The 14,262-nt window shown below is 68.8% G+C and carries 13 protein-coding genes; 6 read left to right on the top strand and 7 right to left on the bottom strand.

Annotation, left to right across the window (positions count from 1 at the left end; all coding sequences use genetic code 11):
* Positions 1-49: 49 nt before the first annotated feature.
* The gene (locus E5671_RS30860) at positions 50-307 is read left to right on the top strand and encodes a WhiB family transcriptional regulator (protein WP_016639615.1); all 258 of its coding nucleotides are present in this window, start codon (positions 50-52) and stop codon (positions 305-307) included.
* 201 nt (positions 308-508) lie between these two features.
* Here E5671_RS30860 and E5671_RS30855 read toward each other — a convergent pair whose 3' ends face one another.
* Complete coding sequence (locus tag E5671_RS30855) at positions 509-1,975, bottom strand: sensor histidine kinase (RefSeq protein WP_160510515.1); 1,467 nt, start codon at positions 1,973-1,975, stop codon at positions 509-511.
* A gap of 327 nt (positions 1,976-2,302) precedes the next feature.
* Positions 2,303-2,899: a TetR/AcrR family transcriptional regulator gene (locus tag E5671_RS30850; RefSeq protein ID WP_160507158.1), complete on the bottom strand. Its 597-nt coding sequence runs from the start codon at positions 2,897-2,899 to the stop codon at positions 2,303-2,305.
* A 93-nt stretch (positions 2,900-2,992) separates the two neighbouring features.
* On the opposite strand from E5671_RS30850, the gene E5671_RS30845 reads away from it, so the two are divergent.
* Positions 2,993-3,739 (top strand): SDR family oxidoreductase, encoded by a 747-nt coding sequence (locus tag E5671_RS30845; protein ID WP_160507157.1) that lies wholly within the window; start codon positions 2,993-2,995, stop codon positions 3,737-3,739.
* A gap of 9 nt (positions 3,740-3,748) precedes the next feature.
* Here E5671_RS30845 and E5671_RS30840 read toward each other — a convergent pair whose 3' ends face one another.
* A complete protein-coding gene (locus E5671_RS30840) occupies positions 3,749-4,819 on the bottom strand; it encodes an SIS domain-containing protein (RefSeq protein ID WP_160507156.1) in 1,071 nt (356 codons plus the stop codon).
* 201 nt (positions 4,820-5,020) lie between these two features.
* On the opposite strand from E5671_RS30840, the gene nagB reads away from it, so the two are divergent.
* Positions 5,021-5,806: a glucosamine-6-phosphate deaminase gene (gene nagB / locus E5671_RS30835; RefSeq protein ID WP_160510514.1), complete on the top strand. Its 786-nt coding sequence runs from the start codon at positions 5,021-5,023 to the stop codon at positions 5,804-5,806.
* Positions 5,807-5,939: 133 nt separating this feature from the next.
* On the opposite strand, the gene E5671_RS30830 is transcribed toward nagB, so the two are convergent.
* The 4 genes from E5671_RS30830 to E5671_RS30815 form a co-directional block, all read right to left on the bottom strand.
* Entirely contained in the window at positions 5,940-7,433 is a 1,494-nt protein-coding gene (locus E5671_RS30830; RefSeq protein ID WP_160507155.1) for a glycoside hydrolase family 3 protein, read from the bottom strand.
* Between the two features lie 8 nt (positions 7,434-7,441).
* On the bottom strand, positions 7,442-8,248 hold the full coding sequence (locus E5671_RS30825) for a carbohydrate ABC transporter permease (protein WP_336606071.1): 807 nt from the start codon (positions 8,246-8,248) through the stop codon (positions 7,442-7,444).
* A 38-nt stretch (positions 8,249-8,286) separates the two neighbouring features.
* Positions 8,287-9,267, bottom strand: coding sequence for a carbohydrate ABC transporter permease (locus tag E5671_RS30820; RefSeq protein WP_160507153.1), 981 nt, complete (start codon positions 9,265-9,267; stop codon positions 8,287-8,289).
* A gap of 106 nt (positions 9,268-9,373) precedes the next feature.
* A complete protein-coding gene (locus E5671_RS30815) occupies positions 9,374-10,654 on the bottom strand; it encodes an extracellular solute-binding protein (protein ID WP_160507152.1) in 1,281 nt (426 codons plus the stop codon).
* A gap of 274 nt (positions 10,655-10,928) precedes the next feature.
* Between E5671_RS30815 and E5671_RS30810 the strand changes: the two genes are divergently transcribed.
* The 3 genes from E5671_RS30810 (at position 10,929) to E5671_RS30800 (ending at position 14,185) form a co-directional block, all read left to right on the top strand.
* Positions 10,929-11,735 (top strand): GntR family transcriptional regulator, encoded by an 807-nt coding sequence (locus tag E5671_RS30810; protein WP_160510513.1) that lies wholly within the window; start codon positions 10,929-10,931, stop codon positions 11,733-11,735.
* 102 nt (positions 11,736-11,837) lie between these two features.
* Complete coding sequence (locus E5671_RS30805; protein WP_160507151.1) at positions 11,838-13,991, top strand: carbon starvation CstA family protein; 2,154 nt, start codon at positions 11,838-11,840, stop codon at positions 13,989-13,991.
* Positions 13,988-14,185: a YbdD/YjiX family protein gene (locus E5671_RS30800; protein WP_160507150.1), complete on the top strand. Its 198-nt coding sequence runs from the start codon at positions 13,988-13,990 to the stop codon at positions 14,183-14,185. Before E5671_RS30805 ends, E5671_RS30800 begins: the two co-directional genes overlap by 4 nt.
* Positions 14,186-14,262 lie beyond the last annotated feature (77 nt).

Here is a 14,262-nt window from a genome sequence, read left to right as displayed (position 1 = left end):
TTCACATTCACAAGCAACCTGCATGTAATACCAAGGAGAGGTAGCAGCCATGGACTGGCGTCACAACGCCGTTTGCCGCGAGGAAGACCCCGAGCTCTTCTTCCCCATCGGCAACACCGGTCCTGCGCTGCTGCAGATCGAGGAAGCCAAGGCCGTCTGCCGCCGCTGCCCCGTCATGGAGCAGTGCCTGCAGTGGGCGCTCGAGTCCGGCCAGGACTCCGGCGTCTGGGGTGGCCTCAGCGAGGACGAGCGCCGCGCAATGAAGCGCCGCGCCGCTCGCAACCGTGCACGCCAGGCCAGCGCCTGACGCTCACGCCCCCTACGAGCCTGAGCCCGGCGGCGCGTACAGCGAGTACGCATCTCCCGCCCCCGAGCCGCAGCCGCGCAGTACCCCCGATGCGCAACGCAACGTGAGCAGTGAGCCCCGGACCACTTCGGTCCGGGGCTCACTGCTTTGCGTGTGCGGTGCCGGGCGGGTGATCTGCCGTGATCTCCCCTTCCCCCGGCGCTACTTGTCGGCGCGTACCGGGATGTCGAGCACGACCTGCGTGCCGCGCTCCGGGGCCCGCACCATGTCGAACGTGCCGCCCATCTCGCCCTCGACCAGGGTGCGGACGATCTGCAGGCCGAGGTTGCCCGAGCGGTGCGGATCGAAGCCGTCGGGCAGGCCGACGCCGTCGTCCTGGACGGTGATGAGGAGTCGGGCGTCCTTGCTCGTGCCGCCGCGTACGGCGGAGACCTCGACCGTTCCGGTGTCGCCCTCCTGGAAGCCGTGCTCCAGGGCGTTCTGCAGAACCTCCGTGAGGACCATCGACAGCGGGGTGGCGACCTCGGCGTCCAGGATGCCGAAGCGGCCGGTGCGCCGGCCGGTGACCTTGCCGGGCGAGATCTCGGCCACCATCGCGAGGACGCGGTCGGCGATCTCGTCGAACTCCACGCGCTCGTCCAGGTTCTGGGACAGCGTCTCGTGCACGATGGCGATGGAGCCCACGCGGCGTACGGCCTCTTCGAGGGCTTCGCGGCCGGTGGCGGAGTCGATGCGGCGCGCCTGGAGGCGAAGGAGCGCGGCGACCGTCTGGAGGTTGTTCTTCACCCGGTGGTGGATCTCCCGGATGGTCGCGTCCTTGGTGATCAACTCCCGCTCTCGGCGGCGCAGTTCGGTGACGTCGCGGAGCAGGACGAGCGAGCCGATGCGCGGGCCCTTGGGCTTGAGGGGGATCGCGCGGAGCTGGATCACGCCGTCACCGCCCTCGATCTCGAACTCGCGGGGCGCCCAGCCGCTGGCGACCTTGGCGAGCGCCTCGTCCACCGGGCCGCGGGACGGGGCGAGTTCGGCGGTCGCCGTGCCGAGGTGGTGGCCGACCAGGTCGGCGGCCAGGCCGAGGCGGTGGTACGCGGAGAGCGCGTTCGGCGACGCGTACTGGACGATGCCGTCGGCGTCGAGCCTGAGCAGACCGTCGCCCACGCGCGGGGACGCGTCCATGTCGACCTGCTGGCCGGGGAACGGGAAGGAACCGGCGGCGATCATCTGGGCCAGGTCGGACGCCGACTGAAGATAGGTCAGCTCAAGGCGCGAGGGGGTGCGCACCGTGAGCAGATTCGTGTTGCGGGCGATGACCCCCAGGACGCGCCCTTCCCTGCGTACGGGGATGGACTCGACCCGCACCGGGACCTCTTCGCGCCACTCGGGGTCGCCCTCGCGCACGATGCGGCCCTCGTCGAGGGCGGCGTCGAGCAGCGGGCGGCGGCCCCGCGGGACGAGGTGGCCGACCATGTCGTCCTGGTAGGAGGTGGGCCCGGTGTTGGGCCGCATCTGCGCCACGGAGACATAGCGGGTGCCGTCGCGGGTGGGGACCCAGAGCACGAGGTCGGCGAAGGAGAGGTCGGAGAGCAGCTGCCACTCCGAGACCAGCAGATGCAGCCACTCGAGATCGGAGTCACCGAGAGCGGTGTGCTGGCGTACGAGGTCGTTCATGGAGGGCACGTGTGCGAGCGTACCTGGCACGTCCGGCGGGCCCGCTCCGGGAGATCCCCGACGAGCCGCGGCGCCAGGGCGGGACCCTCAACCCGCCCACGGCACCGCAGCCCTTCAGGAACACCGACCACCGGAATGTGCGGTACCGGGCGGCCGATCGGAGGATCCGACACGGTCAGGGCAGAGAGTGCCGGTTCCTCGGTCCGCCCTCCTGTGCGGGAAGGGCGGATGCTTTACCAACGCATTGTGGACTAGACCATTCACTTGTGTCCATGCGTCGGCAGATGTTTGTTGTTGTCTCTTTCTCTCACTTGCAGCCCAGCGGACTCATACATCGGGCCAGACCCGCATCGCCAGCTCGGCGACCGCTTCCAGCTCCTGCCGGCTCGCGCCGTCGCGGGACTGCTGGGACATGCCCTGGAGCACGGCTCCGGTGTAGCGGGCCAGGGCGGGGGCGTCCGTCCCCGGGGGGAGCTCGCCCGTGGCGACGGCGGCCCTTATGCGGGACTCGATGGAGCTGACGTTGGCGTTGCGCCGGTCGCGCAGAGCGGACTCGACCTCCGGCGTCGCGCAGTTCGTCGCGGCGCAGATGACCAGGCAGCCGCGGGGGTGTCCGGCTTCCGTGTACTTGTCGGCGGCCTCGTGCAGCATCCGCGCCACTCCGCCGCGGACGGTCGGCTCCTCGGCGAAGGCGCGCTCGCCGAAGGAGCCGTGCGTCTGCCCGTACAGCAGCACGACCTCCTCGAACAGTGACTGCTTGTCACCGAAGGCCGCATACATGCTGGGGGCGCCGATGCCCATGGCCCGGGTGAGGTCCGTGACCGATGTCGCCTCGTACCCCTGTTCCCAGAAGGTGCGCAGGGCCTGCTCCAGTGCGGTCTCGCGGTCGAAGGAGCGGGGGCGTCCGCGCTGTTTCGTCGCCATGGAGTGAATTGTATAGCGGCCGCTAGAAAAACGGCTCGGGGTCCGCTACGGTTCTTTCTGTAGCGACCACTAGAGAAATAGGGGGCGGCTCTCATGGGCACGCTTGCGGGGAAGACGGCACTGGTCACGGGCGGCAGCCGCGGCATCGGGCGGGGCGTCGCCGAGCGGCTCGGGCGGGACGGCGCGCGGGTCGCCGTGCATTACGGCAGCAACGAGACAGCGGCGAAGGAGACGGTCGCGGCCATCGAGGCCGCGGGCGGATCCGCCTTCGCCTTCGGTACGGAGTTGGGCGTCCCGGGCGACGCCGAAGCCCTCTGGGCCGAGTTCGACCGGCACGCCGACGGCCTGGACATCCTGGTGAACAACGCGGGGATAGGGCTCTACAGCCAGGTGGGAGAGGTCCAGGAAGCGGACTACGACCGGGTGTTCGCGGTCAATGTGAAGGCGCCGTTCTTCATCATCCAGAAGGGCCTGTCCCGGCTGCGCGACGGCGGCCGGATCATCAACATCTCCTCGGGCGTCACCCGCATCGCCTTCCCGATCACGATCGGGTACTCGATGACGAAGGGCGCGCTGAACGTCCTGACGCACACCCTGGCCCAGGACCTGGGCCCGCGCGGGATCACGGTCAACGCCGTGGCACCGGGGATCATCGAGACGGAGATGATGGACGGTATCCCCGAGAAGCAGCGCGCCGAGATGGCCGGTTACTCGACCTTCGACCGCATAGGCCAGCCGGCGGACGTGGCGGACATCGTCACCTTCGTCGCATCGGACGACGCGCGGTGGATCACCGGCCAGTACATCGACGCAACAGGAGGCTCGGCGCTCGGCCTGTGAGGCCCCGCGTCAGCGGGTCTCCGTCACCTTCGCCAGGGCGCGCGGCGCGTCCGGGTCCTGGCCGCGGGCGATGGTGACCTCGTGGGCGAGCAGTTGGAGGGGGATGATCTCCAGGATCGGCTGGAGCTCTTCGGGTACGCCGTCGGTCGGCAGGACGAAACCGGCCGACGCCTGCTCGACCTGGGCCTTCGGACCGACGACCACGAGGTCGGCGCCGCGTCCGCGCAGGCGGTCGAGGACCGGTTGCAGGGCCTGACCCCCTCTGCCGTCGGTGACGACCGCGATGACGGGCGAGATGTTGTCGACCATGGCGAGCGGGCCGTGCAGCAGGTCGGCTCCGGAGTAGGCGAGGGCGGGGATGTAGCTCGTCTCCATCAGCTTGAGGGCAGCCTCCTTCGCGGTCGGGTAGCCGTAGCCGCGTGAGGTGATCACCATGCGTTCCGCGAAGCGGTAGCGGGCGGCGAGGGTCTTGATCTCCGCCTGGCGGTCGAGGAGTTGGGCCGCGAGTCCGGGCAGTGCGGTGGCGGCGGCGCCGTCTTCACCGCGCAGTCCCTCGACGAAGAGATAGAGGGCGAGGAGGGATGCCGTGTAGGTCTTCGTGGCGGGGAGCGCCTTTTCCGGGCCCGCTTGGATGTCGATGTGGTGTTCGGATACGGCGGCCAGGGCCGAGTCGGGGTTGTTGGTCACCGAGAGGGTGATCGCGCCGGCCTCGCGGGCCGCGCGGGTCGAGGCCACCAGATCGGGCGAGCCCCCGGACTGGCTGACGGTGACGGCCAGGACGTCCCTCAGGTCGGGCTTGGCTCCGTAGGCCGTGAAGGTGGACATCGAGGTGAGTCCGCAGGGCACACCCAGACGGACTTCCAGGAGGTACTTGGCGTAGAGGGCGGCGTGGTCCGAGGTGCCGCGTGCGGTGAGGAGGACGAAGCGGGGCTTCTTGGCGGCGACCAGTCGGGCGGTCTCGCGGATGTCCGGGGCGCCGGTGTCGAGGAGGCGGCGCAGGACGTCGGGCTGTTCGGACATCTCCCGGGACATGATCCGGCCCGGCTGCTCGCTCTGCGGGGTGGTCGGCGTGGCGGTCATGCCTCCCACTTTCCCTGTTCGGGGCGTGGCTTGCCCGCCGGGCGGGGGCGGGGCGGAGAGCTGAGCATGGGACGCGGGAACTTGAAGCCCTGGAACCTTGGGCCCGGGCGGGCCAGCTCTGCTAGATTGGTCTATACCACATAGTCCCCCGTGGGTCCTCTCTCCAGACCCGTGAGCCCTCTCCAGATCGGCAGGCCCAGCGTGGAAGTTGTCATCGTCCCGGACGCCAAGGCAGGCGGCGAGCTCATCGCGGAGGCCATGGCCGCCTTGGTGCGCCGTAAGCCTGACGCCCTGCTCGGTGTCGCCACCGGATCCACCCCGCTGCCCATCTACGAAGCCCTCGCCGCCAAGGTCGGCTCCGGTGCCGTGGATGCCTCGCGGGCGCGGATCTGCCAGCTCGACGAGTACGTGGGGCTGCCCGCCGGGCACCCCGAGTCGTACCGCTCCGTGGTGCTGCGCGAGGTCGTCGAGCCGCTGGGGCTCAGCGAGAAGTCCTTCATGGGGCCCGACGGCAGCGCGGAGGATGTGCAGGCGGCGTGCGAGGCGTACGACCAGGCGCTCGCGGACGCCGGGGGTGTGGACCTCCAGCTGCTCGGGATCGGCACGGACGGGCACATCGGGTTCAACGAACCGTGCTCCTCGCTCGCCTCGCGCACGCGGATCAAGACGCTGACGGAGCAGACGCGGGTGGACAACGCCCGGTTCTTCGACGGCGACATCGAGCAGGTGCCGCACCACGTGATCACTCAGGGGATCGGGACGATCCTGGAGGCGCGGCATCTGGTGCTGCTCGCCACCGGTGAGGGCAAGGCGGACGCGGTCGCCGCGACGGTGGAGGGGCCTGTCGCCGCGGTTGTTCCGGCTTCGGCTCTGCAGTTGCACCGGCATGCGACTGTCGTCGTGGACGAGGCCGCCGCCTCCAAGCTGAAGCTCGGGGAGTACTTCCGGGCCACGTACGCCGCGAAGCCAACCTGGCAGGGCCTGTAGGTTGCACGAAGGTGCCGGGCACCCCCTGCTGGGAATGTGCCCGGCACCTTGCTGTTCGCTGCTCGTGTGCGGGCCGGTGGGTGGTCTGTGCCCACCCGTTCCGCCCTTGCGGAACGCCTGCCCACAGACGGACCTACCGGGTAGCGATGACCTCTGCCGCTGCCAAGCCACAGACTCTTGCTGCTCCGTGCGTGGCGATGTGGACGGCGCCCGTCGGGGGTGACTGGGGGACGCCCATTTCGACCACGATCGTGTCGGGGCGGGCCGCGAGCAGCACGTCCAGGGCCTGTGCCATCCACGCGTGGCGGTGGGCGTCGCGGACCACGGCCACGATCCGCCGCTCCCCCGCCTCGCCCAGCGCGAGCGCGCCCGCGTCCTCGCCCGTGAAGCTGCCCGTCTCCGTGCCCGGGAGCAGGCGTTCAAGCTCCGCGGCCACGCCCCACGGCGTCTCGTCGCCCACCGCGATGTTGGCCATCGGCGTGAAGGCGGCGACGTACGGAGCTTCGGTGAGCGGGGCCGTGTAGGACTCGCCCCGGGTGACCGTCAGGGCGCGGCGGGCCGCGACCAGGCCGATCTCGGTGCCGGGCGCGCCCCCCGAACGCTCGGCCGCGCCCGGCACCGAAGTCCAGTGGGCCAGCGCACGGACGCGGGCTGCGGCGTCGGCGAGGCGTTCCTCCGATAGCTCGCCCGTGCGCACCGCCCCCACCAGCGCGTCGCGCAGGCGCAGGACCGTGTCGTCGTCCGCGAGGCCGCCGCCCACACAGATCGCGTCGGCGCCCGCGGCGATGGCGAGGACGCTGCCGCGCTCGATGCCGTACGTGGCGGAGATGGCCCGCATCTCCATGCCGTCCGTGACGATCAGGCCGTCGTAGTTCAGTTCCTCGCGCAGGATGCCTGTCAGGATGCGGCGCGAGAGCGTCGCCGGGTACTCCGCGTCAAGGGACGGCACGAGGATGTGCGCGCTCATCACGGCGCGCGAGCCCGCGGCGATCGCGGCCCGGAACGGCGCGAGGTCGCGGGCGCGCAGCACCTCGGGGTCGACCCCGATGCGCGGCACGTCATGGTGCGAGTCGACCGCGGTGTCGCCGTGCCCAGGGAAGTGCTTGGTGCAGGCGGCGACGCCCGCGGACTGCAGCCCCTCGACGTACGCGGCGGTGTGCCGGGCCACGAGGAGCGGGTCGGCGCCGAAGGAGCGTACGCCGATAACGGGATTGTCCGGGTTGGAGTTGACGTCGGCGGACGGCGCCCAGTTGAGGTTGACGCCGCACGCGGCGAGCCGGCGGCCCAGCTCGGCGGCCACGTCACGGGTCAGCGCCGTGTCGTCGACCGCGCCGAGCGCGTGATTGCCCGGGAAGGAGGACCCGGAGCGGACCTCCAGGCGGGTCACGTCACCGCCCTCCTCGTCGATGGCGACCAGGACGTCGTCCCGCTCGGCGCGCAACTGGGCCGTCAGTGCGGCCAGTTGTCCGGGCGAGGCGATGTTGCGGCCGAACAGACCGACCGATGCGAGGCCTTCGCCGATCCTGCGCAGCAGCCAGTCCGGCGCGCTGGTCCCGACGAAGCCGGGCTGCAGGACGGTCAGGGCGTCGCGGGTCAGGGTGTCGGTGGGGCGGGTGAGTGTCGTCATGTGGCGTGTTATCCCTTCACGGCACCGTCGGTCAGACCGCTGACGGCCCTGCGCTGCAGGAAGACGAAGAGGACGAGGATCGGGACGGCGAAGAGCGAGGCGGCGGCCATGGTGGCACCCCAGTCGTCGCCGAAGGCGGTCTGGAAACCGGAGAGCCACACCGGCAGCGTCTTGGCCTCCGCCTCCTTGTTGAGGACAAGCACCAGCGGGAATTCGTTCCAGGCGGTGATGAAGCCGAAGAGCGAGGTCGACATCAGGCCAGGTGCGAGCAGCGGCAGGATCACCCGGCGGAACGCCTGCATCCGTGAACAGCCGTCGACCATCGCCGACTCCTCCAGCTCACGCGGCACCGCGGCGACGAAGCCGCGCAGCGTCAGGAGCGTGAAGGGCAGGATCATCACCATGTAGAAGAGGGTGAGCGGGACCAGGCTGTTCAGCATGTCGGCGTCGCGCACGATCATGTAGATCGCGATGACCATGACTTCCCAGGGCGCCATCTGGGCCAGCATGAAGCCGATGATGAAGCCCTTGCGGCCCTTGAAGCGCATCCGGGCGAGTGCGAACGCCGACGCGAGGCCGATGATCAGCGAGAAGACCACGGCGAGCACCGTGACGGTGAGGGAGTTGCCGACCATCGTCCAGAAGTGCTCGGCCTCGACGGCCGTCTTGAAGTGCTCGAACGTCGCGTCGGTCGGGAACCACACCGGGTCCTCGCTGATGATGTCGCCGGTCGGCTTGAAGGCCGTGGCGAACATCCAGTAGACCGGGAAGACGAAGCCGATGAAGAGTACGACGGCCACCGCGTTGGGCCAGATGCGGCGAACCTTCGACGAAAACGACGAAGCAGTGCGCGTCACAGCTCCTCCTCCTCTTGCTTGAGCACGATCCGCAGATAGAAGGAGGTCAGGGCCAGCAGGATGATGATGGTGAGCAGCGCGATCGCCGCGCCCATGCCGAAGTGCTGGTTGCCCATGCCCTCGATGTAGGCGTAGACGGGCAGGATCTCGGTGAGCCGGTCGGGCCCGCCCTCGTTGAGCGCGAAGACCTGCGCGAACGCCTTGAAGACCCAGATGATCTCCAGGAACGTCGTCGCGTAGAGGAAGGGCCTCATGTACGGCAGCGTGACGTTCGTGAACCGCTTCCACGCGCCCGCGCCGTCCAGCGACGCGGCTTCGTAGAGCTCCTTGGGGATCGTCGTCGTCGCGGCGTACAGGTTGATCGCCACGAACGGGATCGACTGCCAGACGATCAGGACGATGACCACGAAGAACGTGGAGTACTGGCTGCCCATCCAGTCGTAGTCGGCCATCGAGTGCCAGCCGGCCTTGTCGAGGACCCAGTTGACGACGCCGAAGCGGGTCGCGAACAGCCACTGGTAGACGGTGGTCGACGCGATGATCGGCATGGCCCAGGCGAGCACGAGTCCGACCAGGAGCAGCGTCCGCATCCGCTTGCCGAGCCGCGCGAGCAGCAGGCCCACCAGCGTGCCGAGCAGCATGATCAGTACGACGTTGACCGCGGTGAACGCGATCGAGCGCCCGGTGACCCGCCAGAAGTCCTCGCCGGTGAGGACCTCCTTGAAGTTGTCGATCCCGTTCCACTCCGTGAGGTGCAGGATGAACTGCCTCATGTTGAGGTTCTGGAACGACAGCATCCCGTTGTTGACCAGCGGCCAGCCGAGGAACACCAGGGTGGCCGCGACCGCGGGAAGCAGGAGCAGGTAGGGCGCGAGCGACCGGGCACGCTCGCGGGGCTTGCCGGGGTCCCCCGGCCGTCGGTCCGTTTTCACGACGTCCGTCGGGCCGGTGGGCGGCCGTTCGGTCTGCACGGTCATGCTCGCCATCTCTTTCGTGGGCATCGCGGAACGCAGCGCTGCGCCGGGGCACCGGGCCCGGGGGTGATGACACCCCGGGCCCGGAATCCCCGGCAGGAGTACGCCCTTACTGCTTCTGCGCCAGGCGCTTGTTGAGCTCGCCCTCGACCGACTTGGCGGCCTCGTCGTTGGACTTACCGTTCAGGACCGCGGTCATGTAGTTCTTGATCGGGTTCGGCGGGTTCTCCACCGCGGCCCACTCCGGGATCAGCGGGGTCGTGCCACCGCCGGCGGTGGCGGGGGCCATGGCCTCGGCGGCCGGGTTGCCCTTGAGCTGGGCCTCCAGGGCCTGCTTGTTCGGGATGACGCCGCCTTCCTTGGCGAGCGCACCCTCGAACTTGTCCGACAGCGCGATCTTCAGGAACTCCTTGGCGAGCTCCTGCTTCTTGCTGGTCGCGGCGACGGCGAGGTTCGAGCCGCCGAGGAAGACGCCCTCGGGCTTGTCGGCCGTGGCACCGGGAATGGTGAAGTAGCCGATGTTCTCCTCGAACTTCTTGTCCTTGCTGGCCTTGATCGCGGTCGCGGCCTCCCAGCTCATGCCGATGAAGGCGCCGGTCTTGCCCTTGGCGAAGACCTCGGCCTGCTGCGGAGTGGCCTCGTCCTTGTTCTTGGGGGCCTTGGAGAGGTCCGCGAACTCCTTGTACGTCTTCATGGCCTTGGCGACCTTGGGGTCGGTCAGGTTGGAGACGTACTTGTCGCCGTCCTTCTTGACCAGTTCGGCGCCCTCACCGATGGTCAGGCCGACGAAGTGGTACCAGTTCTGGCCGGGCAGGTAGATCGGCTCGGCGTCCGTCTTGGACTCGATCGCCTTGAGGTTCTTGAGGAACTCCGCGCGGGTCTTGGGCGTCTCCTTGATGCCCGCGTCCGCCCAGACCTTCTTGTTGTAGATCACGACGCGGTTCAGGACGAACCACGGGGCGGCGTACTGCTTGCCGTCCACGACCGAGGACTTGTTGATCGACTCGGTCCAGTCGGCGCCGACCCCTTCCTTGAGGTCGCTGAGGTCGGCGAGACCACCGGTCTTGGCGTACGCGGCGGTCTGGGTGTTGCCGATCTCGAAGACGTCCGGCGGGTTCTCCTCGGAGAGGGCCGTGGTCAGCTTCTGCTGAATGCCGTTCCACTGCTGGACCTCGACGTTCAGCTTGGCGCCGGTCTTCTTCTCGAAGGCGGCCTTGACGTCCTTGCTCCAGCCGTCGGGCGTGGAGCCGTCCATCGCCCAGAGCGTCAGGGTCTCCCCCTTGAAGCCGTCCGCTCCGGCCTTCTTGTCGTCGCTGTCGTCGCTGCCACAGGCCGCGATCGAGACCAACATGCCCGCGACACCGATGGCCGCTATGAGCTTGCGCTTCACGTCACCCTCCTCAAGGGATGCCAGTCAACCCCCCACCCGCAGCGACCAATAGGACCGAGATCTGCCCGTGGGACTGGAACCTGGTCTTTAATGGTGTAGACCAGTACGGGGAGCTTGGCCTAGACCTTTAGGGGTGTCAAGGGTGTATAAGAAGGGCTGTCAGGTCCGTTATCGGACCGACACCTGAGCGGGCACGGTATGCCCGGCCCGGTACGTGCCACGATGTGAGCCGCGACAGACGGAGGAGCCGGTGACGGCAGCAGGAAGGCGGGCCATGGGCACCGAGGCGGGGAGTGCGGAAACCGAAGCGGGTGCGTCAGCGCCCATGGAGGCCACGGACACCGGCCCGGCCGCGGCAGTCGGGCGCACCGCGCGCGTGCCCAAGTACTACCGCCTGAAGCGGCACTTGCTCGACATGACCGAGACGCTGCCGCCCGGCACCCCGGTCCCGCCCGAGCGCACGCTGGCCGCCGAGTTCGACACCTCGCGCACGACGGTGCGCCAGGCCCTCCAGGAGCTGGTCGTCGAGGGCCGCCTGGAGCGGATCCAGGGCAAGGGCACCTTCGTGGCCAAGCCGAAGGTCTCCCAGGCCCTCCAACTCACGTCGTACACCGAGGACATGAGGGCCCAGGGCCTCGAACCCACCTCGCAGCTCCTCGACATCGGCTACATCACCGCGGACGACACCCTCGCCGGACTGCTCGACATCAGCACGGGCGGCCGGGTGCTCAGGATCGAGCGGCTGCGGCTCGCCAACGGCGAGGCGATGGCCATCGAGACGACGCACCTCTCGGCCAAGCGCTTCCCGGCCCTGCGCCGCTCCCTGGTGAAGTACACCTCGCTCTACACCGCACTCGCCGAGGTGTACGACGTCCACCTCGCGGAGGCCGAGGAGACCATCGAGACCTCCCTCGCGACCCCGCGCGAGGCCGGCCTGCTCGGCACGGACGTGGGCCTGCCGATGCTGCTCCTGTCGCGGCACTCCCTGGACGGCGGCGGCCAGCCGGTGGAATGGGTCCGTTCGGTGTACCGCGGCGACCGCTACAAATTCGTGGCCCGCCTCAAACGCCCCACGGAGTAACCCGCCTCCCCGCGGACCGACCCTCTTCCGGGGGTCTGGCGCGGATCACCGCACTGCCCTAGGTTCCTCCCGTCATCGCATGATGAACGGGAGGACGACCCGGTGCGCACAGCGAATCCCCGAACCATCGTCATCTGGTCCCTCGTCGCGCTGGTGGGCGCCGCGGGCTGGACCGTACTGGCGCTCTCGCGCGACGAAGAGGTGTCGGCCGCCTGGATGGTGGCCGCGGCCCTCGGCTCGTACGCCATCGCCTATCGCTTCTACTCCAAGTTCATCGTCAACCGCGTCCTGAAGGTCGACAAGAAGCGGGCCACCCCGGCGGAGCGCCTGGACAACGGCATCGACTTCCACCCGACCGACCGCCGCGTCCTGCTCGGCCACCACTTCGCGGCCATCGCGGGCGCGGGTCCTCTCGTGGGGCCCGTACTCGCCGCGCAGATGGGGTACTTGCCGGGCACGATCTGGATCATCGTCGGCGTGATCTTCGCGGGCGCCGTGCAGGACATGGTCGTCCTCTTCTTCTCCACCCGGCGTGACGGCAAGTCGCTCGGCCAGATGGCGCGCGAGGAGATCGGTCCCTTCGGCGGGGCCGCCGCGCTGCTCGCCGCGTTCGCCATCATGATCATCCTGCTCGGGGTGCTCGCGCTCGTCATCGTCAACGCGCTCGCGGACTCGCCGTGGGGCACCTTCTCCATCGCGATGACCATTCCGATCGCGCTGTTCATGGGCTTCTACCTGCGAATCCTGCGTCCAGGCCGGGTCAGCGAGGTCTCCCTCATCGGGATCACGCTGCTGCTCATCGCGCTGGTCGCCGGGCGCTGGGTCGCCGAGTCGTCCCTCGCACAGACGTTCACGCTCGCGCCGTCGACGCTGGTCATCTGGCTGGTGGCGTACGGATTCATCGCCTCGATCCTGCCGGTGTGGATGCTGCTCGCGCCGCGCGACTACCTCTCCACGTTCATGAAGATCGGCACGATCCTGCTGCTCGCGATCGGCGTCGTCGTCACGCTGCCGACGCTGAAGATGGACCCGGTGACCGACTTCGCCTCGCGCGGTGACGGGCCCGTCTTCGCGGGATCTCTCTTCCCGTTCGTCTTCATCACCATCGCCTGCGGCGCCCTGTCCGGCTTCCACGCGCTGATCTCGTCGGGCACGACGCCGAAGATGGTCCAGAAGGAGACGCAGATCCGGATGATCGGCTACGGCTCCATGCTGATGGAGTCGTCCGTCGCGGTCATGGCGCTCGTCGCGGCGAGCATCATCGACCCGGGTCTCTACTTCGCGATGAACGCGCCAGCGGGCGTCATCGGCGACAACGTCCAGGCCGCGAGCCAGGCCGTCGCGAACTTCGGGTACTCCATCTCACCCGAGGATCTCGCGCAGGCCGCCAAGAACGTCGAGGAGTCCTCACTGCTCTCGCGCACCGGCGGCGCGCCCACGCTCGCGGTCGGTGTCTCCGAGATCTTCTCGAAGGTCACCGGCGGATCCATGAAGGCGTTCTGGTACCACTTCGCGATCATGTTTGAGGCGCTGTTCATCCTGACCGCGCTCGACGCGGGCACGCGCGTGGGCCGCTTCATGCTGCAGGACATGCTCGGGAACGTCTACAAGCCCTTCAAGAAGGTCAGTTGGAAACCCGGACTCATCATCACGAGCGCGGTCGTCACCGGTCTGTGGGGCTACTTCCTGTGGGTGGGCGTGCACGAGCCGCTCGGCGGGATCAACCAGCTCTTCCCGATCTTCGGCATCTCCAACCAGCTCCTCGCCGCGGTCGCGCTCGCCGTCTGCACGACGCTCCTGGTGAAATCGGGGCGCCTCAAGTGGGCCTGGATCACCGGCGTTCCGCTCGCCTGGGACGCGACGGTGACGCTCACCGCGAGCTGGCAGAAGGTGTTCTCCAGCGATCCGCGCGTCGGCTTCTTCAAGCAGCGCTCGATCTACCAGGACGCCATCGACGACGGAAAGATCCTGCCGCCCGCCAAGTCCATGGACGACATGCACACCGTCGTCACCAACTCCACGGTGGACGGCGTCCTTTCGGCCGTGCTCGCCCTGCTCATCGTCATAGTGATCGCGGACGCGACCCGGATCTGCGTGAAGCACATCCGCAACCCCCAGTCGTCGAAGCTGAGCGAGGCCGAGTACGTGGAGTCGAAGCTGACCGCGCCCGCCGGGCTCATCGCGACCCAGGAGGAGAAGGCGGAGCTGGCGGCGGCGAAGGCGAGGACTTCCGACGACGCGCAGGTCCCGTCATGACGTGGGTGCTGCGCGGGCTGCGCTGGGTGCGTTGGTACGCACGGGAGTTGACCGACGAGTCCGCGTACGACCGGTATGTCGCGCACACGCGGAAGACGCATCCCGGGGCATCCGTGCCCTCCCGGAGGGAGTTCGAGCGAATGCGGACGGACCAGCAGGAGTCGGACCCCAGACAGGGGTTCCGCTGCTGCTGAGCAGGGGCGTTGACCCGTCCGGCACTCGTCCGGTATCCGGACGGGGGTTCCATAGATCAATCCTCTCGCTTAGATTT

The organism is Streptomyces sp. BA2 (genome assembly GCF_009769735.1).
In the GTDB taxonomy this organism is placed as follows: domain Bacteria; phylum Actinomycetota; class Actinomycetes; order Streptomycetales; family Streptomycetaceae; genus Streptomyces.
The sequence above is the reverse complement of the archived record's forward strand: the minus strand, read 5'-3'. Positions and strand labels throughout refer to the sequence as shown.

Bases quoted from the DNA above. Each gene is read 5' to 3' on its own strand.
- E5671_RS30860 (WP_016639615.1), top strand. From the start codon at position 50: ATGGACTGGCGTCACAACGCCGTTTGCCGCGAGGAAGACCCCGAGCTC.
- E5671_RS30855 (WP_160510515.1), bottom strand. From the start codon at position 1,975: ATGAACGACCTCGTACGCCAGCACACCGCTCTCGGTGACTCCGATCTC.
- E5671_RS30850 (WP_160507158.1), bottom strand. From the start codon at position 2,899: ATGGCGACGAAACAGCGCGGACGCCCCCGCTCCTTCGACCGCGAGACC.
- E5671_RS30845 (WP_160507157.1), top strand. From the start codon at position 2,993: ATGGGCACGCTTGCGGGGAAGACGGCACTGGTCACGGGCGGCAGCCGC.
- E5671_RS30840 (WP_160507156.1), bottom strand. From the start codon at position 4,819: ATGACCGCCACGCCGACCACCCCGCAGAGCGAGCAGCCGGGCCGGATC.
- E5671_RS30830 (WP_160507155.1), bottom strand. From the start codon at position 7,433: ATGACGACACTCACCCGCCCCACCGACACCCTGACCCGCGACGCCCTG.
- E5671_RS30820 (WP_160507153.1), bottom strand. From the start codon at position 9,267: ATGACCGTGCAGACCGAACGGCCGCCCACCGGCCCGACGGACGTCGTG.
- E5671_RS30810 (WP_160510513.1), top strand. From the start codon at position 10,929: ATGGGCACCGAGGCGGGGAGTGCGGAAACCGAAGCGGGTGCGTCAGCG.
- E5671_RS30800 (WP_160507150.1), top strand. From the start codon at position 13,988: ATGACGTGGGTGCTGCGCGGGCTGCGCTGGGTGCGTTGGTACGCACGG.